Origin of the sequence: Halobacillus sp. A1-3, assembly GCF_050971765.1 — a bacterium.
GTDB classification, from domain to species: domain Bacteria; phylum Bacillota; class Bacilli; order Bacillales; family Halobacillaceae; genus Halobacillus; species Halobacillus mangrovi_B.
Genome location: NZ_JBPCEO010000002.1, coordinates 418,238 through 437,233, shown reverse-complemented (window position 1 = coordinate 437,233; position 18,996 = coordinate 418,238). Strand labels below are relative to the sequence as shown.

The 18,996-nt window shown below is 40.5% G+C and carries 22 protein-coding genes and 1 other annotated feature; of the genes, 16 read left to right on the top strand and 6 right to left on the bottom strand.

What is annotated here, in order from left to right:
- Window positions 1–107 precede the first annotated feature (107 nt).
- The 5 genes from ACRYKC_RS05040 to moaD all read left to right on the top strand — a co-directional run bounded on the left by ACRYKC_RS05040 (window position 108) and on the right by moaD (window position 2,566).
- Window positions 108–872 carry an alpha/beta fold hydrolase gene (locus ACRYKC_RS05040; RefSeq protein WP_433805603.1) on the top strand — a complete coding sequence of 255 codons (765 nt, stop codon included), beginning with the start codon at window positions 108–110 and terminating at the stop codon, window positions 870–872.
- A 74-nt stretch (window positions 873–946) separates the two neighbouring features.
- The gene (locus ACRYKC_RS05035; RefSeq protein ID WP_433805602.1) at window positions 947–1,258 is read left to right on the top strand and encodes a metal-sulfur cluster assembly factor; all 312 of its coding nucleotides are present in this window, start codon (window positions 947–949) and stop codon (window positions 1,256–1,258) included.
- 102 nt (window positions 1,259–1,360) lie between these two features.
- Window positions 1,361–1,888, top strand: coding sequence for a molybdopterin-guanine dinucleotide biosynthesis protein B (gene mobB / locus ACRYKC_RS05030; RefSeq protein WP_433805601.1), 528 nt, complete (start codon window positions 1,361–1,363; stop codon window positions 1,886–1,888).
- Window positions 1,881–2,336 carry a molybdenum cofactor biosynthesis protein MoaE gene (locus ACRYKC_RS05025; protein ID WP_433805600.1) on the top strand — a complete coding sequence of 152 codons (456 nt, stop codon included), beginning with the start codon at window positions 1,881–1,883 and terminating at the stop codon, window positions 2,334–2,336. The genes mobB and ACRYKC_RS05025 overlap by 8 nt, the downstream gene beginning before the upstream one ends.
- Window positions 2,333–2,566, top strand: coding sequence for a molybdopterin converting factor subunit 1 (gene moaD / locus ACRYKC_RS05020; protein WP_433805599.1), 234 nt, complete (start codon window positions 2,333–2,335; stop codon window positions 2,564–2,566). The genes ACRYKC_RS05025 and moaD overlap by 4 nt, the downstream gene beginning before the upstream one ends.
- A gap of 233 nt (window positions 2,567–2,799) precedes the next feature.
- Here the strand turns inward: moaD and ACRYKC_RS05015 are convergent, their stop codons facing one another.
- A complete protein-coding gene (locus ACRYKC_RS05015) occupies window positions 2,800–3,615 on the bottom strand; it encodes an undecaprenyl-diphosphate phosphatase (protein ID WP_433805598.1) in 816 nt (271 codons plus the stop codon).
- A 184-nt stretch (window positions 3,616–3,799) separates the two neighbouring features.
- Window positions 3,800–3,976 carry a YjzD family protein gene (locus ACRYKC_RS05010; protein ID WP_085030499.1) on the bottom strand — a complete coding sequence of 59 codons (177 nt, stop codon included), beginning with the start codon at window positions 3,974–3,976 and terminating at the stop codon, window positions 3,800–3,802.
- A 139-nt stretch (window positions 3,977–4,115) separates the two neighbouring features.
- Here ACRYKC_RS05010 and ACRYKC_RS05005 point away from each other — a divergent pair, with 139 nt between their 5' ends.
- The gene (locus ACRYKC_RS05005; protein ID WP_433805597.1) at window positions 4,116–4,655 is read left to right on the top strand and encodes a hypothetical protein; all 540 of its coding nucleotides are present in this window, start codon (window positions 4,116–4,118) and stop codon (window positions 4,653–4,655) included.
- Window positions 4,656–4,734: 79 nt separating this feature from the next.
- Window positions 4,735–5,685, top strand: a complete 951-nt coding sequence (locus tag ACRYKC_RS05000) for a BMP family ABC transporter substrate-binding protein (RefSeq protein ID WP_433805596.1) — start codon at window positions 4,735–4,737, stop codon at window positions 5,683–5,685.
- A gap of 29 nt (window positions 5,686–5,714) precedes the next feature.
- Here ACRYKC_RS05000 and ACRYKC_RS04995 read toward each other — a convergent pair whose 3' ends face one another.
- Window positions 5,715–5,897 (bottom strand): hypothetical protein, encoded by a 183-nt coding sequence (locus ACRYKC_RS04995; protein ID WP_433805595.1) that lies wholly within the window; start codon window positions 5,895–5,897, stop codon window positions 5,715–5,717.
- A gap of 168 nt (window positions 5,898–6,065) precedes the next feature.
- On the opposite strand from ACRYKC_RS04995, the gene ACRYKC_RS04990 reads away from it, so the two are divergent.
- Window positions 6,066–6,998 (top strand): beta-ketoacyl-ACP synthase III, encoded by a 933-nt coding sequence (locus tag ACRYKC_RS04990; protein WP_433805594.1) that lies wholly within the window; start codon window positions 6,066–6,068, stop codon window positions 6,996–6,998.
- Window positions 6,999–7,016: 18 nt separating this feature from the next.
- Window positions 7,017–8,258: a beta-ketoacyl-ACP synthase II gene (gene fabF, locus ACRYKC_RS04985; protein WP_433805593.1), complete on the top strand. Its 1,242-nt coding sequence runs from the start codon at window positions 7,017–7,019 to the stop codon at window positions 8,256–8,258.
- Window positions 8,259–8,303: 45 nt separating this feature from the next.
- Here the strand turns inward: fabF and ACRYKC_RS04980 are convergent, their stop codons facing one another.
- Window positions 8,304–9,308 (bottom strand): LCP family protein, encoded by a 1,005-nt coding sequence (locus tag ACRYKC_RS04980; RefSeq protein WP_433805592.1) that lies wholly within the window; start codon window positions 9,306–9,308, stop codon window positions 8,304–8,306.
- Between the two features lie 155 nt (window positions 9,309–9,463).
- On the opposite strand from ACRYKC_RS04980, the gene ACRYKC_RS04975 reads away from it, so the two are divergent.
- Window positions 9,464–9,664 carry a YuzI family membrane protein gene (locus ACRYKC_RS04975; protein WP_433805591.1) on the top strand — a complete coding sequence of 67 codons (201 nt, stop codon included), beginning with the start codon at window positions 9,464–9,466 and terminating at the stop codon, window positions 9,662–9,664.
- A gap of 90 nt (window positions 9,665–9,754) precedes the next feature.
- Window positions 9,755–10,516, top strand: coding sequence for a YjbA family protein (locus ACRYKC_RS04970; RefSeq protein WP_433805589.1), 762 nt, complete (start codon window positions 9,755–9,757; stop codon window positions 10,514–10,516).
- A gap of 39 nt (window positions 10,517–10,555) precedes the next feature.
- On the opposite strand, the gene trpS is transcribed toward ACRYKC_RS04970, so the two are convergent.
- Together trpS and ACRYKC_RS04960 are read right to left on the bottom strand one after the other, a co-directional pair.
- Entirely contained in the window at window positions 10,556–11,554 is a 999-nt protein-coding gene (gene trpS / locus ACRYKC_RS04965; RefSeq protein ID WP_433805587.1) for a tryptophan--tRNA ligase, read from the bottom strand.
- A gap of 123 nt (window positions 11,555–11,677) precedes the next feature.
- Window positions 11,678–11,875: a binding site (T-box leader), on the bottom strand.
- A 53-nt stretch (window positions 11,876–11,928) separates the two neighbouring features.
- On the bottom strand, window positions 11,929–12,300 hold the full coding sequence (locus ACRYKC_RS04960; protein ID WP_085030491.1) for a DUF3899 domain-containing protein: 372 nt from the start codon (window positions 12,298–12,300) through the stop codon (window positions 11,929–11,931).
- 405 nt (window positions 12,301–12,705) lie between these two features.
- Here ACRYKC_RS04960 and ACRYKC_RS04955 point away from each other — a divergent pair, with 405 nt between their 5' ends.
- The 5 genes from ACRYKC_RS04955 (at window position 12,706) to ACRYKC_RS04935 (ending at window position 18,643) form a co-directional block, all read left to right on the top strand.
- Window positions 12,706–14,394, top strand: a complete 1,689-nt coding sequence (locus ACRYKC_RS04955) for a peptide ABC transporter substrate-binding protein (protein WP_433805585.1) — start codon at window positions 12,706–12,708, stop codon at window positions 14,392–14,394.
- Between the two features lie 172 nt (window positions 14,395–14,566).
- Window positions 14,567–15,493: an oligopeptide ABC transporter permease gene (gene opp3b / locus ACRYKC_RS04950; RefSeq protein ID WP_433805584.1), complete on the top strand. Its 927-nt coding sequence runs from the start codon at window positions 14,567–14,569 to the stop codon at window positions 15,491–15,493.
- Between the two features lie 6 nt (window positions 15,494–15,499).
- Complete coding sequence (gene opp3C / locus ACRYKC_RS04945; RefSeq protein ID WP_433805583.1) at window positions 15,500–16,636, top strand: oligopeptide ABC transporter permease; 1,137 nt, start codon at window positions 15,500–15,502, stop codon at window positions 16,634–16,636.
- Window positions 16,637–16,652: 16 nt separating this feature from the next.
- Window positions 16,653–17,705 (top strand): ABC transporter ATP-binding protein, encoded by a 1,053-nt coding sequence (locus ACRYKC_RS04940; protein ID WP_433805582.1) that lies wholly within the window; start codon window positions 16,653–16,655, stop codon window positions 17,703–17,705.
- Window positions 17,702–18,643 carry an ABC transporter ATP-binding protein gene (locus tag ACRYKC_RS04935; protein ID WP_433805581.1) on the top strand — a complete coding sequence of 314 codons (942 nt, stop codon included), beginning with the start codon at window positions 17,702–17,704 and terminating at the stop codon, window positions 18,641–18,643. Before ACRYKC_RS04940 ends, ACRYKC_RS04935 begins: the two co-directional genes overlap by 4 nt.
- Window positions 18,644–18,996 lie beyond the last annotated feature (353 nt).

The window sequence follows — 18,996 nt, the reverse complement described above, 5'->3', positions numbered from 1 at the left end:
ACCTAACACTTTCCAATTAAAAAGGGCAGTGTTACGATTACATTATAATTCAGAATTATTATTATCATTTAAACAGAGAGTAAAGTTTATCGGAAAGGAAATACAGAATGATTGGCATTTATAGGGGAACATTAAAAAACATTCCAGTACTTACCGTTGTAGAATCATCGAAACAAGAAGAACCATTACCTGCATTTGTATATTTTCATGGCTTTACTTCAGCCAAAGAACATAATTTACCTCTAGCTTATTTACTTGCTCAGAAAGGATATCGCGTCATCCTTCCTGATAGTGCGTTCCACGGTGAAAGGGAACAAGATTTATCCAAACAAGAATTGAACTTCAAATTCTGGGACATCGTGTATCAAAATTTAAAAGAACTGCAAGATATAAAAGATGAACTGGATCGCCAAGGCTTGGTTAAAGAACGGAAATTTGGTGTAGGCGGAACGTCAATGGGAGGCATTACAACTAGTGCTGCCCTGACGATGTATCCCTGGATCCAAGCGGCAACAGTTATGATGGGAACACCTAAACCTGTTGAGTTCGCAAGAAAAATGGTTCACGATGTAGAACAGACAGGTATTCCGCTTCCTCTAAACCAGGATCAGCTAGAAGATCTTTATAAGTCGCTTGAAGGAATTGATTTATCAAATCAAATGGAGAAGCTTTATGGAAGGCCTCTTTTTTTCTGGCATGGCGATGTAGATCCTGTTGTGCCTTTCCAACATTCTTATGATTTTTATAATAAAGCTATCCATTACTATAAGAATCCAGAGAACATTCGCTTCTTGCGGGAGGTAGGAAGAGATCATAAAGTAAGTCGATTCGCTGTTCTTGAAATGGTGAATTGGTTAGAATTAGTATTATGATAACCGAGAATATTTTATTCTACCGCTATTTTTGTTTATAATAGGTTTTGAAGAATAGTGAAGGGGGAACAAATGTGAGTACAGCACTTGAAGAAAATGCTATGGGTGCCCTTGAAAATGTCATTGACCCTGAGCTTGGCATTGATATTGTCAACCTGGGCCTTGTCTACGGCGTCGATATAGATGACGAAGGGAATACTACAGTTACAATGACATTAACAGCGATGGGCTGCCCGTTAGCGGGTCATATCGAACAAGATGTAAAACGTTGTTTAGCTGATTTACCAGAAGTTAATGAAGTTCAGGTGAATATCGTTTGGAATCCACCATGGACGAAGGATCGCATGAGCCGTTATGCAAAAATCGCATTAGGTATACCTGATTGATTTGGCATCCAATATGGATAAGCATTTTAACCCCTGCCGCACCGACGTACGGCAGGGGTTTTTACATAACGCTTAGCTTAAAAGAATGGAGGGGAGAGGCCAATGTCTACACAATCGCCGGTCTTCCAAATCGTAGGATACAAGAATACAGGCAAGACCTCGTTGTTATCAGAAATCATCGCATATGGATCGGCTAGAGGGCAGCGGGTAGCTGCTATCAAACACCATGGCCACGATGAACCGTTGAAAGTCATGCATCATGAAACGGACAGTTATCGTTTACATGAGTCGGGGGCGTTCATGACAGGTGTCGATAGTCCAAGAAGATTTCAACTCGAGCTTAATCACCCGGAAGGATTTACGCTCAAACACCTTGTGGAATTATATCGTAATTTTTCTCCTGATTTAATTGTCGTTGAAGGATTTAAATACGAGCATTATCCTAAGGCGGTGATCATTAAGCGAACGGACGATTTAAAATTGTTGGATCTTACGAACATCCAGTTTGTTATTACATGGAATGAAAATTTAACAGATCATCTTTCTATTCCTGTGTACACGTTGAGGGAATGGAGAAAGAGAATGTCAGATGTGTACCATGTTGCTAAGGGAGGGAAACCTGATGAGTGATTTTTGGATTTCAGAAGAACCGCTGGATGTCCAAGTGGTAGTCGACCGTGTAACGAGAAGACAGGCAGGGGCAATAAATACGTTTATAGGAACTGTCAGGGAACTTACTCATGGTAAACGAACTCTTTATTTGGAGTATGAGGCTTATAAACCAATGGCTGAAAAGAAACTCGCTGAAATAGGAGAAGAGATAAATAATAAATGGCCCGATTCGAAAACGGCTATTGTACATCGAGTTGGCCGTTTGGACATTACGGATATAGCAGTCATAATCGCTGTATCCACACCGCATAGAGCACATTCCTATGAAGCAAGTCGCTATGCAATCGAGCGCATTAAGGAAATTGTACCGATCTGGAAAAAAGAGCATTGGGAAAACGGTGAGAAGTGGATCGGGGATCAGTTGGAGAATAAAGCAGGTATACCATCCAAGGAGGAGATGAAATGAACAAAATCCTTTTCTTTGCAGAGCTCCGCGAGAAGATGGGCGAGGATAGTATCGAGTTGAATATGAGTGGGAAAAAAATTGAAGAGATCAAGGAAATTATTCAAAAAGTTTATTCTCTTTCTAACGTAGAGCATTCAATGGTTGCTGTTAATGAGGAGTTTGCAAAAAATGAAACAGAAGTGAAAGACGGAGACACCATTGCCTTTATTCCTCCAGTAAGCGGAGGATAACAAAAGTCAGCCAGAGTGGCTGACTTTTTCTAATCGCAATTTTTAACCTTCCTACACCTGAAGACTTGAGTTCGAAATAATTGTCTTTTTAAGGTGGATTCATTGCCGTCATCTGATACCAGTAAAGGAGGAAGGGGAAACTACTAATAAAAGTTTCTATAAAAAAGAAGCTAGTCAACTTTATGCGACTAGCTCCCTTAAGGAAAATTTATATATCTGTAGTGAAGTTATCTTTAAAGTAAGACAACGAGTAATACTAACCCACCTACTATAAAGCAATAGTAAGCAAAGTATTTGAGCTTCCCTTTTTCCATAACGTTCATAAACCATTTTAAAGAAAAATAGGAGGCTACCACAGATCCAAGAAATGCGATCGTATATCCCATCCATATCCCAGCTGAATCCGCGCTGGCAACCAATTCTTCAATAGACAAGAGCATCGTACCTAAGCTGACTGGAATGTACAACAGAAAAGAAAAACGCAGTGCCGTTTCACGCTTCATTCCTAAAAACATGGCAGCTACAATGGTTGCTCCTGAACGGCTGATGCCAGGAATAAGCGCCACAGCCTGGCCTAAACCGACAATCGTTGCATCTTTCCAGTTGAGCTGACCTTCTCCCTTTCTACCTTGCAAGTTTCGAATCAGCCACAATGCAATACCAGTGATAATGAGTGTAATCCCAACGGTCTGAGTTGTAGATAATCCTTCAATCGCATCCCCAAGCAATATGCCTAACACACCTGCAGGAATGGTACCGATGATCAAATAGACAATAAAGTCAAACTCATCCTTCTGACGGTCATCCTTTGAGATTATATAGCCAATCCCGTTCTTAGTTAATCGCATTAAGTCGTCTCTATAAACGATTAATACAGCGACTAAAGAACCGAAGTTCACAAGGACCTCGAATTGTAAACCGTCAAATTCCATTCCAATGATATCTTGTAAGATGACTAAGTGACCACTTGACGAAATGGGAATAGGTTCTGTGAACCCTTGGAAAATTCCAAGAAATAAGTATTTAAGAAGTATCCATATCTCTTCCATGTATGTTTGTCCTCCTAAATGGCAGTATGTGAAAAACGCATGGCCTTACTATATCGCTAGTTGATTTTTATGTGCAATAAGTCAAGATATTCATTCGTAAATGATCCATGTATGTAATAAGACTTGTTTAAACCAACGAAAAAACGCTGCCATCTTCTGATAGCAACGCTTCAGGAATTTACTATTAAGCCTCTTCTTCCTTTATGACACCTTCTCCAAGAACTACGGCAGCTATTGTGAAAAGCACCGTCAGAATAATAACTTGAAGGAAATCAAAGTGGCCTCCAGACATATTACTGATGACATATACAGCCATAGCACTTAATAAAAAGGCCCAAATCATAGTCCAAATGATCCGCATCACTACTCACCTCATTTTACACATTCTGTTTCTATCTTATCAGAACTCTTAATAAAAAGAAATATGAAATCGCTTTTAGAAACATCATTCTATAGGGCGGCGAATAAAATGAGAAAGATGAGGAAGGAGGGAAGGATGGATGATGATCACCGTATCCCCATGCTTTCATTGGATTGGATATCATATCAGTACAGGCCTTCTTCAAGAGGGCTATGAAGTTGTCGGTATCGACCATATGGATGATCTTCTTTGTGACCATTTATATATGTTCGTAGGGCGGAATAGTAATTTTCAACATTTTTATAATCATATAGATAAAGAGAAGCATCTCCATACGGGTCCGGAGGAGTGGCGAGTGAATATAGAAGACAGCCTTCTTATTATTCAGCAGGGGGCAGATAAATCACTGACAAAACGAATAGAGATGCCTGAGCTATATGGAGAATGGATGGATCTTACCGCGTTAAACATCCATAGTTCAGACGGTTTATATCAATGGGTTCTTAAGAACAATGGCGTGTACATTTCAGATTTTGTAAATGAAGTGTGCGACTTCCTTGTTATTGGAAAAGACCATGATTTACGAATAGATCAGGCAAAGTCAGAGGGCGAAATTAGAAGAAATGTTGAAGCCGTATGGAAAAGCCACGAATTAAGCCTTTCTTTAGGACTTATGTAAACATACACATTTACTTTCAGTGTTAAAGCAAGGTAGAATAAGGGAGGATACAAGTAGTGCGATATTAGGAGTGCTTAACGTGAGAACACTATACGTCTTATTCCTCTCTCTACTATTGCTTCTAACTGGATGCAATCAAATATCAGGGAACGGGCAAGCCAATCGGGTAGGAATGCTTGTCGAAACGACCATTCACGATCAAGCCTGGGGCCAGCAAGGATATAAAGGTTTACAATCCATTCAGGATGAGTATGGAGTGGATATATACTTTAAAGAAGGAATAAAAAGTTATTCCCAAACTGTTCAAGCTGTCGATCATTTAGTCAATAAAGGCGTCAATATCATATTTGGTCACAGCAACATTTATGGGAAACATTTTCAACAACTTCATAAACAATATCCAGATGTTCAGTTCATTTATTTTAATGGTCAGTTTTCGGCAGAAAATGTGACGAGTTTGAATTTCAGTGCTAATGCGATGGGATTCTTCGCAGGTATGGTTGCAGGAAAAATGACAGAGGCGGATTTGATAGGTATTATTGCTTCGTTTGAATGGCAGCCAGAAATAGAAGGTTTTTATGAGGGTGTTATGTATCAAAATTCGGAAGCAGATGTCCATATCGCTTATACCAACAGCTGGGAAAATACGGAAAAAGCGCGGATGCTGTATGAACAGATGGAAGAAGAAGGGGTCGATGTCTTTTATCCTGCAGGAGACATTTTTAATGTTCCTGTAATCAATGAAGTTCAAAAGGATGGACATTACGCAATCGGTTATGTATCTGATCAATCTTCTGTGGCAGAAAATACGGTGTTGACGAGCACTGTCCAAAAGGTAGACGTGGTTTACAATCTGGCCATGGATCGATTTGTAGAAGGAGAACTTCCCGGTAAACCGCTAACGTTTGACTTTCAGGACGGGGCCATTAAACTAGGCGAATACAGCCCCGAAATCCCTGAATCTTTCCAAAAGCAGATGGATGATTGGATCGAACAATATATGAAAACTGGAAAGCTTCCCAACGAATAGACTTTGTGTGCTTTGACACGAAGTCTATTTTATTTTTTGAATTTATCCATCATTGGTTTGACGATAGGAGAAATGGATTTCCAAGTTTTCGATACTTCTGTAATTAAGTCGGACCAATCAACGCTTGCAGGCTCCTGTTCTTGCTTTCCTTTATTCCCATTTGGAAAGTTATTGAAAAATTGCTCGAACGGCGGACGATTTCTTTCAGCCATGAGTGCACCCCCCCTCAGACTATCATATGAGCTGAAAAGGCTGATCTTGTGGGCAGTAGTCTCCTCTCAGTAATATAGGGGAGACTTGCAGAAAACCATAATATGAATTAAAATTAGTACCAAGTCATAAGAATTGATATTAGATATTACCTTTAAGGGGATGAATATATGAACGCAGGATTCCTAGGCGTAGGTCACTACGCTCCAGAAAAAGTTCTGACCAATAAAGATTTAGAGAAAATGGTGGATACTAGTGATGAATGGATTCGTACACGTACTGGGATTGAGGAGCGAAGAATAGCCTCAGATGAGATGGATACGTCAGATATGGCCTACGAAGCAGCTCAAAAAGCACTTGAGGATGCAAACATGAAGGCCGAAGATCTGGATATGATCCTTGTTGCAACTGTAACTCCTGATACGCCGTTCCCTTCTGTAGCTACAATGCTTCAGCATCGTTTAGGTGCACGGAAAGTGGCAGCAATGGATTTGAGTGCAGCCTGTGCAGGTTTTATGTACGGTGTGATTACAGCTGAACAATTCATCAAAACTAATGCTTATAAGAATGTTCTTGTGGTCGGTGTAGAGAAACTATCTAAAATTACTGATTGGAATGACCGTAATACATGCGTACTGTTCGGTGATGGTGCAGGTGCGGCTGTCATTGGTCCCGTCAGTGATGATAAAGGGATCCTATCATCCGAATTAGGGTCTGACGGAAGCGGCGGTCAATATCTTTATCAAGATGATACGCTGTTCATGAACGGACGTGAAGTGTTTAAGTTTGCTGTTAGACAAATGCCTGAGTCTTCTGTGAATGTCGTTAAGAAAATTGGTTTGAGTGAGCAGGATGTCGACTATTTGGTTCCTCATCAGGCCAACATAAGAATTATGGAAGCAGCAAGACAACGCCTTGGCATTCCTGAAGAGAAAATGTCAACCCAAGTGAAGCGTTACGGAAATACATCTTCTGCATCCATTCCAATTGCTTTGTCAGAAGACGTAAAGGCAGGTAAAATAAAAGATAACGATCTAGTAGTTCTTGTCGGATTCGGCGGCGGACTCACATGGGGTGCCGTTGCACTTCGATGGGGTAAGTAACCAAGGAGGTTTGGAATAATGGATAAACGACGTGTCGTAATTACCGGTATGGGAGCCGTAACTCCCGTAGGTAATTCAGTAGAAGAAATGTGGAGAAATATTAAGAGTGGTCAATCTGGTATTGGTGAAATTACCAAAGTGAATAAAGATGACTATCCAGTAAGTGTAGCAGCAGAATTGAAAGATTTTGACGCATCAAAGTACGTAGATCGTAAAGATGCACGACGTATGGACCCATTTGTACAATACGCTATGGTTGCTTCCCACATGGCGGTTGAAGATGCAGGTCTTGAAATTAATGAGGATAATGCAGAACGAACTGGGGTGTGGATCGGCTCTGGGATTGGCGGAATGGGTACGTATGAGTCCCAATTTGAAACTTTCCAGAAGAAAGGCTATCGTCGTGTAAGTCCATTCTTCATTCCGATGATGATTCCTGATATGGCTGCTGGACAAGTATCTATTTCTCTAGGGGCAAAAGCGATTAACTCATGTACCGTGACAGCTTGCTCTTCGGGAGCAAACTCGATCGGTGATGCGTTTAGGGTTATCCAGCGCGGAGATGCCGATATCATGGTTGCAGGTGGTACAGAAGCTCCAATGAATAAGATGTCCTTCGCAGGATTCGCAGCAGCTCGTGCGCTATCACTGAATGAAGACCCGAATACAGCCAGCCGCCCGTTTGATAAAAATCGTGATGGATTTGTTATGGGAGAAGGGGCTGGAATCCTTATTCTTGAAACATTGGAGTCTGCTAAAAAACGCGGAGCGAAAATTTACGGTGAGCTGACAGGATATGGCTCTACTGGTGATGCTTATCACATCACTTCTCCAGCACCAGAAGGAGACGGTGCTGCACGTGCAATGAAACAAGCAATTGAAGATGCAAACCTTGAGCCGAGTGCCATTGACTACTTGAACGCTCATGGTACCTCAACGGAGCTTAATGATAAATTCGAAACGCACGCTGCAAAAACAGTGTTCCAGGATCATGCTGAGAAGCTTGCTATATCCTCAACAAAATCTATGACCGGGCACCTTCTTGGAGCAGCTGGCGCAGTAGAGGCTATCATTTCCATGAAAGCCATCAATGAAGGAATTTTGCCTCCAACAATCAATTACGAAACACCAGATCCTGATTGTGATTTGGATTATGTTCCAAATGAAGCCCGGAAACAGGAAGTGAATGCTGTAATGAGTAACTCCTTAGGTTTTGGCGGCCACAATGCGTCACTTATTTTCCAAAAATACACGGATTAATAAATAGAAAAACCCGATGTCTTTTTTATAGACATCGGGTTTTATTTATGAGCTTTTTTCTTCCTCAAAATAATCTTGTAGAGTTTTTCTCGTTTTCTCCTCATTATGAGCAAGTACAAGACCAATCGGGTATTCTTTCCGCTCATTCCACACATTATCATCTGTAGGTATTCTAAGCGTCTCCACTTTCTCAACTGGATTTATCAAGTACTCCTTTCCGAGCTTAAGAATTTTTCCGCTTCCCATATTAGTATCGATATAAGGTTGCAGCGTACCGATCAATCTAGGAGCTTTTAACACACCGTTTATAGAGAAAATCTCTTCTTTTAACAGATTAATCACCTCTTGTTGACGTTCCACCCGTCCGTAGTCGCCTTGGTTGTCACTGCGGTATCGGACGTATCCTAACAATTCCTCTCCGTTCAAGTTCTGGGTGCCTGCTTTTAAGTCAATGTGGGTGGCACCACCCTGTGATTTATAATACATATCTTTTTCAACATCTACTTCTAATCCTTCAGGACTAACTGTGTCCATGACTTGAGTAAAACCTTCGAAGTCCACGATCGAATAATATTCAAGCTCAATACCGAAATTCTCAGAAATGGTCTGCCTTAACAATTCGGGTCCGCCAATGGCAAAAGCTGCATTGATTTTGTTGTATCCATGATCAGGGATATTCACATATGTGTCTCTCATAAGGGAAGCTATTTTTGCTGTATCGGCTTTTGTATCATACTGGGCAATCATAATCGTATCTGTACGAGTGAGCTCTTTATCCCTTTGATCGATTCCAAGAAGAAGCACATTTACTTTGTGATCTTTATTATCAACGCCATTAAAAGAATCTTTATATTTGCTTGTTGTTTCGGCCAGGGGGTTGTTTTCTTCCGCTTCCGCACTGGAACTCCCGAGTGCTTGCTGTTTCCCGGATATATACTCAAATCCGGAGTACCCCAAAGTAAGTAGTATGGCGAGGGCGAAAAGGCCGAGAGTAAGCTTGAGCTTTCTCTTTTTTTGACGCTTTTTCCGCAGGCGGCGTGAATTCGACAAGTCGATCATCCTTTCGTAATCTATCTCTCTCTCTGATCATTAATTTACCGTTAATTGGTATGTAAGTAAAGAGGTAGAACAATTGGAATCTCACGCATGATAGAAGGTTGTCCCTCATAAGATAGCAGTAGGAGGACAGGCCGGAGGGATGGGCAATGTGGTATTGGATGTTGTTTCTAACAGGATTCGGACTTGCAGTAGCTGGCGGAACTGTCACGATTACGTATTTGAACCTCGTTCCTGCAGGCTTGAGCTGGTGGGAGTTTTTCATTCTGATTCAGTCCAGAGTTGAGTGTTATTTTTTTCCTCTTGGAATATTACTCATTTCAGTCGCTCTTTTTTTCATGAAAGATTAGTTTAGTAAATAATGGTTCTAAAGAATAAAAAAGCCAGTATTGGTCATAATGTAACCTAAAGAGATCAGTGAATGAAAGTGAGGGGCCAAGATGTTATACATGCATGATCTATGGGTGAACTGGTTTGAAGGAGAAGAGAACGGGTATAACGTTTGCAGATTTCATGAATGGCGTAAAGAAGATGGGATAGAGTTGATTGATCAGATTCCGCTGTTGTTCATTACGGATGAACTCTTCGATTTTATTGAAAATGATCTTCAAGACTTACCTATGTCGCTATTACAGGATATCCATCGGAAAACGTATTTGAAGAAAAACCAAGAAAGACACACAGTTGATTATGCTGCGGTAGTCACGAACGGAAAAGATGTCATTGTGTTTGATACATTAGGGTATACCTTGCCCGTTAAAAAGAGTCGGTTGATTCCCCGCCAAGAACGTTTAGTTTTTGAAATGGTGCAAGGTAAACATCCAGAAAGCTATATAATAGAAGAAAGCATTTCAAAAGAGCATCATATCCTTTCATTAGAACCGGGTAAAATGTCAGGTTTAACGAGAAGAGAGCGTCAATTAAAACAGCTTCTTATGATGGCATTGGATCAACTGAAAAATTCCGATCATCCAGAAGAGATCAGGTATTGGTTAACAGAATGGGATCCTTGTCAGTATTCTCATATTAAACAGTTATCCAATGAAGAAGCATGGGATCGCTTGTATGAAGGAACATGCAAAGGATGGAGCCCTCTGCATGAAGAGCTTTGTGGGAAAATTATTAAAGGCCAGCCTTTCTTTGAAACGATTTGGCAGGGAGAAAATCAGCATAAATCACATCATTTAAATAGCCAGAATTGAGGATCTAACATCCCAATTCTGGCTTTTGGTTGTTAAAAGTTACTTGTTTTTCTTCACGCGTCCCAGACCCATGGCTTTTTTCGCTTTTCTAAGCATTTTGTTTGCTTCATAGGAAGCTTGTTCAGCACCATTATCTAAGATATCGTCCAGTTCTTCTGAATTGATTAGCTCATGATACCTATCTTGAATAGGCTTTAGCGTGGCAATAACAGCTTCAGCCACATCCTGCTTAAACTCTCCATAGCCTTTTCCTTTATATTTAATCTCTAAATCTTCAATAGAAATACCAGCGCATATGGAGTAGATCGTAAGGAGGTTAGCGACGCCGGGTTTGTTATCTTTATCATATTTCACAATCCCATCAGAATCTGTAACCGCGCTCTTCACTTTCTTCATAATCTTCTTCTCATCATCCAACATAGAAATGAAAGCTTTCTGATTGGAGTCAGATTTACTCATTTTCTTAGTTGGCTCTTGAAGAGACATGATCCTTGCCCCCACTTTAGGGATGCTTACTTCAGGAACAGTAAAAATGTCATTGTATTTATTGTTAAATCGCTGAGCTAAATTACGAGTTAGCTCTAGGTGCTGCTTCTGATCCTCTCCTACAGGGACAATATCCGTTTTGTATAGAAGAATATCAGAAGCCATTAGTGGAGGGTAGGTCAGTAACCCAGAGGTAACTCCTTCTTTGCCTCCTGCTGATTTATCTTTAAATTGAGTCATCCGTTCTAGTTCACCAATATAGCTAACACATTGTAACATCCAACCAAGCTGAGTGTGTGCTGGAACTTCAGATTGAATGAATAGCGTGGATTTATTAGGATCAATCCCTGATGCTAAATATAACGCAGCTAGTGATTTAATATTTTCTCTCAACTTCAGCCGATCTTGAGGCACGGTTATGGCATGTTCGTCAACAATGCAGAAGTAGCATTTCTGCTCATCCTGTAAATCAACAAAATGCTTCATTGCCCCCAAATAATTCCCCAATGTCAATGTGCCACTAGGTTGAATCCCTGAAAAAATCGTCTTCATTTCCTTCACCTCATTATTTTATTTTCTTTTCCTAAGCTCTTGTTTGGATTAGTGATACAGGACTTTTTTAGATTGATTATTACCAATAAAAGCATAAAAAAATCACTCATCGCTTCCAAACATGGAAGGGACGAATGATTCCGCGGTGCCACCCTAATTACTTTTCATTTAGAAAAGTCAGCTTATGATCGTTAACGCCGATTTACGTCATTTGAAGCTCAGAAGCCCCATTTCCTTCTAATGCTCTTGACTGTTCACACCGTCCACAGCCTCTCTGAAAAGATATCATTAAAAGTACTTTCTCTTCCTCATCGCTCTTACCTTATTGATTTAGGGAATTATTATAAACTAAATAATTTATGCTGACAAGTACATTACATATTGTAGTAAACAGCAAGTAAAGCAAGTAAACCAATCATTAACATAGCGCCATGGAATAGAAAGAATGACAACCAGCTTTTCTCAATCGTCTGAGAAGGCAAAGGCTTTTGCTTCCAATCATCCAAATAATCTTTTTGTTTTGCCATCTTATTAGAAAATCTTCTAAAGCTGTATGTTATAGCGTCAAAAAATCCACCTCGGATGACCCAAAGGAGAATGCCGACAAATAGATAGAAATAAGCGATATAGAACAACTGGTTAATGTAATGAAACAGATCATAAACAGGCGCTAGTACAGTGAAAAGCAGGGTCACGATCATTACATTAAACAAAAGTACTATCCATTTATTGCGCAATAGACTCAAAAAGTATCACACCTTCCATCAAAACTATTAAATATTATAGCATGATTTTTGTTTTGAAGGAATTGTAAACCATATTAATAAACAGAAAATTCTATTTTATTAAAAATTTGAATGATTCATGCACATACTTTAACGTTTAAACGTGATAAAACAAGGTTATGACAAAAACCTTGTTATTTTTTTATGCATAGAGGTTTATAATTAATTATTTTTTGACAAATTAATTGTAAAATAAACTGGGTAAAAAGTCACGTTTTGTGTCACAGAAACGTAATAATGATGGGGATTCTCAGAAATATAAGAAAAAAATTAATGCAAAATAGTTAGAAAACTTGTATAATTCGATATGTGGACAAAATTCCACATTAAATTTTTTGAAAATTTTTAGGGGAGGTCATTTTCTACATGAAAAAGACAAATTGGTTATTGCTAGTACTCGCACTAGTACTTAGCATGTTCCTAGCTGCTTGTTCCGGCGGCGGAGAAGAGAACACAGGCTCCGAAGGCGGAGAAGGCGAAGGCGAAGGAAACACTGAAGAAGCCGCTGGCGACAGCGAGCAAGTACTTAATATTACGGATTCCGCAGAGATTCCTACAATGGATGCATCTCTAGCGACTGACGCAGTTGCATTCCAATTCCTTGGTTCCACTATGGACGGGCTTTATCGTCTTGGTGAGGATGCTAAACCTGAACCAGGGATTGCAAAAGATCACGAGGTAAGTGAAGATGCTCTTACATGGACTTTCAATCTTCGTGAAGATGCAACATGGACAAATGGTGATCCTGTCACAGCAAACGATTTCGTTTACGCTTGGCAGCGTGCAGTAAACCCTGATACTGGATCTGAATATGGTCCATACATGATGGGCGGCGTTATTAAAAACGCAGAAGCTATTGCTAATGGTGAAGCACCAGTTGAAGACCTTGGTGTTAAAGCAGTAGATGATTACACGCTTGAAGTAACTCTAGAGAAACCAATTCCATACTTCGAGTCTCTTACAACATTTGGTACTTTCCTTCCACTGAACAAAAAGTTTGTTGAGGAACAAGGTGATCAATACGCACTTGAAGCCGATACACTTACTTTCAATGGACCATTCAAGATGACTGAGTGGAACCATGGTGAAGGCTGGACACTAGAGAAAAACGAAGATTATTGGGATGCTGAAAACGTAAAACTTGAAAAGATCAATGTTAAAGTTGTAAAAGATACAGCTACAGCTGTTAACTTGTATGAAACTGGTGAAATAGATCGTGCTGGTCTTTCAGCTGAATTCGTAGACCAATACCGTTCTTCTGAAGAATTCATCGTTGAAGAAGAGCCTGTGTTGTTCTACTTGAAGCTTAACCAAGAAGCTAATGACGTTCTTGCTAACGTAAACGCTCGTAAAGCTATGCAAATGGTTATTGACCGTCAAAGCATGGTTGACGTTATCTTGAATAACGGTTCCCTTCCAGCTGTCGGTGATATTCCTAAGAACTTTGTTAAACACCCAGAGTCTGGAGAAGACTTCCGTGAAATCAACGGAGACCTTGTTGAATATAACGTAGAGAAAGCTCAAGAGCTTTGGTCTACAGCTAAAGAAGAGCTAGGTCAAGATACAATTGAATTGAACTACCTTGGTGGAGACAGTGAAGTTGCTAAAAACCTTGATGCTTACATTAAAGACCAACTTGAGCAACTGGAAGGTCTTACTGTAAATGTACAATCTGTACCTTTCAAAGAGCGTCTTGATCGTGACACAAGCATGGACTATGAGATCCAAAACGCTGGATGGGGTCCTGACTACATCGATCCAAATACGTTCTTGAACATGTGGGTTACAGATGGCGGAAACAACAAGACTGGTTACGCTAATGAAGAGTACGACGCTATGATTGAGAAAGCTAACAATGAGCTAGCTCAAAAACCAGTCGAGCGTTTTGAAACTTTCCTTGAAGCAGAGAAGAAATTGATCCAAGAAGATGCAGTCCTAGTACCTCTTTACCAACGTGCATCTGCTAAACTTGTGAAGCCTTATGTTAAAGGTGTAATCACTAACCCAATGGGACCTGACTACACTTACAAACATGCTTATATCGAAGGTAAATAATAGGTTTAAGTAGTTTTAACCGCATATAGGCTAGCTAATAGGGGGGAGAGTATATGTCCAAGTTGGCGTATGCTCTCTTTTTCCCTGTAAACAAAGTTTTCTAATTATAGACAAATTTCTGTCAATTCCATAATATAGAGATATAGGGTTTAACTTAACAGGAGGTGTTGATATGACACGTTATATACTTCAACGTTTGGTCTACATGGTTATAACGATGTTTTTGATCGCTACATTTACGTTCTTCTTAATGAAGTTTCTACCAGGTACTCCCCTAAGTGCTGCAGATAAATTATCTGAAGAACAACAAGCGGTCGTATTAGAAAAGTACGGATTGGATGACCCGGTCCCTGTTCAGTATTTCAACTACATCGTGAATCTTACACAGGGTGACTTAGGGATTTCGTTCCAATTCGACAACAGAGAAGTAACAACAATTATCATGGAGCGAATTGGTCCATCTATGACATTAGGTGTACAAGCTATGGTCATCGGTACAATTCTTGGCATGCTGCTCGGCCTTGTATCAGCGATCTATCACAACGGTTTTCTTGATTATGGTTCTACATTTATCGCCGTTGTAGGAAAATCTATTCCTTCCTTCGTATTCGCAGGAATTTTGCAATATTTCGTCGGTGTAAAGTTAGGCTGGTTCCCAGTTGCATTATGGGGAACATGGGCACATACCGTCCTACCAACAGTTGCGTTGGCCATCTTCCCGATTGCAATTGCAGCCCGCTTTATGAGAACTGAAATGCTAGAAGTTTTGGGATCTGATTATATTACGACAGCACGTGCAAAAGGTGTCAATAAATTTGGCGTCGTATTTAAACACGGTGTTAGAAACGCTTTGATTCCATTAATCACAGTGCTCGGCCCGTTAGCTATCGGTTTGATGACAGGTACACTTGTTATTGAAAACATTTTTGCCGTTCCAGGAATTGGTGAACAGTTCGTAAAAGCGATTAACACAAACGACTTTCCGATCATTATGGGTACAACGTTACTAATCGCATTCCTTTTCATCTTAATTATCCTGGTCATTGACCTTCTTTACGGAGTCATTGATCCAAGAATTCGACTAGCAGAAGGAGAGTAGTAACTTATGGATAATCATCACAAACCGTCGAAAGATCTATTTGTACCCGTTGACAGGAAAGATAATGATAGTGAAAAGATTAATCGTCCGAGTCTGTCATTCTGGCAGGATTCCTTTATCCGCCTTCGTAAAAATGTTGGGGCGATGATCGGGCTAGGGACGTTAGTTGTCCTAATTATTATGGCTATATTTGGACCGTATATGAATCCTTACGGTGAATTTGAACAAGATTTGTCCCGTGCGAAGATGCCTCCTAAAGTAGAAGGGCTTGGTTGGCTTGGTATGGATGGTACGCTTTCTGATACCGCTACAGCTGATTCTTTAGAGCAGGCGGAAACAAAAGCGTTGATGCGTTTTAATAATCAGGAGGACTTCATAAAGCTTGAGACATTGAATGATGGATCAAATGGAGAAGTGGCTGAAGTTAAAGCGACTTATGATGTGTATGCAGCAAAAGATATGAATGATCAGTCATTCTGGTTTGGTACTGATGGTCTCGGACGTGATTTATGGACACGTACATGGAAAGGAACGCGAATCTCCTTGTACATTGCTTTCTTGGCAGCTACGATTGATATGATCATTGGTGTAGCTTATGGAGGAATTTCTGCGTATTATGGCGGCCGTGTCGATAACTACATGCAGCGTATCATTGAAATTTTAATGGGAATTCCGAATCTTGTCGTAGTTATTCTCTTTATCCTAATTTTGGATCCAGGGATACTCTCGATCACGATAGCGTTGACGATAACCGGCTGGATATCGATGGCCCGGATCGTCAGGGGACAGGTACTGAAATTGAAAAACCAGGAGTTTGTTCTTGCTTCCCAGACGCTTGGGGCACCTGACAATCGAATTTTAAGAAAACACTTAGTTCCGAACGTATTGGGGCTGATTATTATTAATACAATGTTTACGATTCCAAGTGCCATTTTCTTTGAAGCGTTCTTAAGCTTTATCGGGTTAGGACTTCCAACACCGATCGCCTCATTAGGTACACTGATTGAGGATGGGTTTAAATCGCTCCAAATCTATCCACACATTTTATTATTCCCGGCAATTGTAATCTCGCTAATCATGATTGCCTTTAATGTCTTAGCTGATGGTCTTCGTGATGCATTTGATCCGAAGATGCGTGAATAGGAGGTAGGTGTACAAAATGGAAAAATTACTAGACGTAAAAAACTTACATGTTTCCTTTGACACCTACGGCGGTGAAGTAAAAGCTGTACGTGGGGTCAATTTCGATTTGAAAAAAGGTGAGACGCTTGCCATTGTTGGAGAGTCCGGCTCTGGTAAGTCCGTAACAACCAAAGCACTTATGCATTTGATACCGAAACCACCAGGTCGGATCAAAGAAGGGGAAATCCTTTTTGAAGGTAGAGATTTGGCCAAGCTAAGTGAAAAAGAAATGCAGAAAATCCGCGGAAAAGATATGGCAATGATCTTCCAGGATCCAATGACTTCTCTTAACCCTACGATGAAGGTTGGGAACCAGATCATGGAAGGTCTGATCAAACACCAAAAAATGAACAGATCTCAAGCGCGTAAACGTGTGGTCGAGCTTCTCGAATTAGTTGGAATTCCTGATCCTGAATCACGTTTAAAACAGTATCCTCACCAGTTCTCTGGTGGAATGAGGCAGCGTGTTGTCGTAGCCATTGCCCTTGCATGTAATCCTAAACTATTGATTGCTGATGAGCCAACAACAGCATTAGATGTAACCATCCAAGCACAGATCTTGGAATTGATGAAAGATATTCAGAAGAAGACTGATTCCGCAACGATCTTCATTACGCACGACCTGGGTGTCGTAGCAAACGTAGCTGACAGAGTCGCTGTAATGTATGCGGGGAAAATTGTTGAAATCGGTACTGTGGATGATATATTCTACAATCCTAAACACCCATACACATGGGGACTTTTAGGTTCCATGCCATCGCTAGACAGTGATGATGAAGAGCTTTATGCCATCCCAGGTTCTCCACCAGATCTTTTAGATCCTCCGAAAGGAGATGCGTTTGCTGCTCGTAATGAGTATGCCATGCAAATTGATTTGGAGCAGGAGCCACCAATGTTCAAGGTTTCTGACACTCATTACGCAGCGACCTGGTTACTGCACGAAAACGCACCTAAGATTGAGCCGCCGGCAACCGTCAAGAAACGAATGGAAGGTATGGCTACAACCAGTTCGGAAGGTGATCGCGCATGAGTAAAGAAAAATTATTAGAAATTAAAAACTTAAAGCAACATTTTAAGACTGGCCGCCACAGTGTCGTAAAAGCTGTCGATGGACTGAACTTCGACATTTATAAAGGAGAAACGTTCGGGTTGGTAGGAGAGTCAGGTTGTGGTAAATCGACTACCGGCCGTACGATCATCCGCCTTTATGATGCGACGGACGGTGAAGTAACTTTTAACGGTGAAAACGTCCACGGCAAAAAGAACCGTGAGCAATTAAGAAAATTTAACCGTGAAATGCAAATGATCTTCCAGGATCCTTATGCATCTTTGAACCCTCGTATGAAAGTTGAAGATATTATCGCTGAGGGCATGGATATTCATGGTCTTGCGAAAAACGATAAAGAGCGTAAAGCGAAAGTTCATGAACTGTTGGAAACAGTTGGACTGAACAAAGAACATGCAAACCGTTACCCTCACGAATTTAGTGGCGGTCAGCGACAACGTATCGGAATTGCACGTGCCCTGGCTGTAGACCCAAGCTTCATCATCGCCGATGAGCCGATCTCAGCACTAGACGTGTCGATTCAAGCACAGGTTGTAAACTTATTGAAGAAGCTGCAAAAGGAAAAGAACCTTACGTACTTGTTTATCGCCCACGATTTGTCTATGGTCAAATATATTAGTGATCGTATTGGTGTTATGTACTTTGGTAAGATGGTAGAGCTAGCAGATGCGGATGATCTTTATAATCACCCAATCCACCCGTACACGCAGTCGCTTCTATCTGCGATTCCGTTGCCGGATCCAGACTACGAGCGTTCTCGTGAGCGTTTTACCTATGATCCAAACAACCACGATACGAGTGAAGAGCCTGAGTTTCGCGAAGTACGTCCAGGTCACTGGGTACTTTGCACAACGAAGGAATTTGAGCATTATAAGAAAGAACACGGAGCCGTTAAACAATAAGTCAGGTTAGATAGGGAAAGACCTTGCATGCATTGCAGGGTCTTTTTTTATTGGCAATGTGTAATGTTCTACAATAGTTCTTCATTCTGAATACTCAGTTTCGAGGAATCCTTCCTAAACGATCCTACATCACCACAAACATCTCGAATTTAAGTCTTTAAAAAAACTGCTGTCTTGTGGAAGAATGCCGCTTTATTTGTAAAATTCAATAAGTGATTATTGTCTAAATTAATTGTTCATAGGTAAATAGTAGTGTTATCATTTGAATAGGTAAAAATTGAAAAATAAACCTGTTCCTAGAAAGTATCGTCTTATATAATAAAAAGGAAAATATATAATAGGAAAGTAGGATG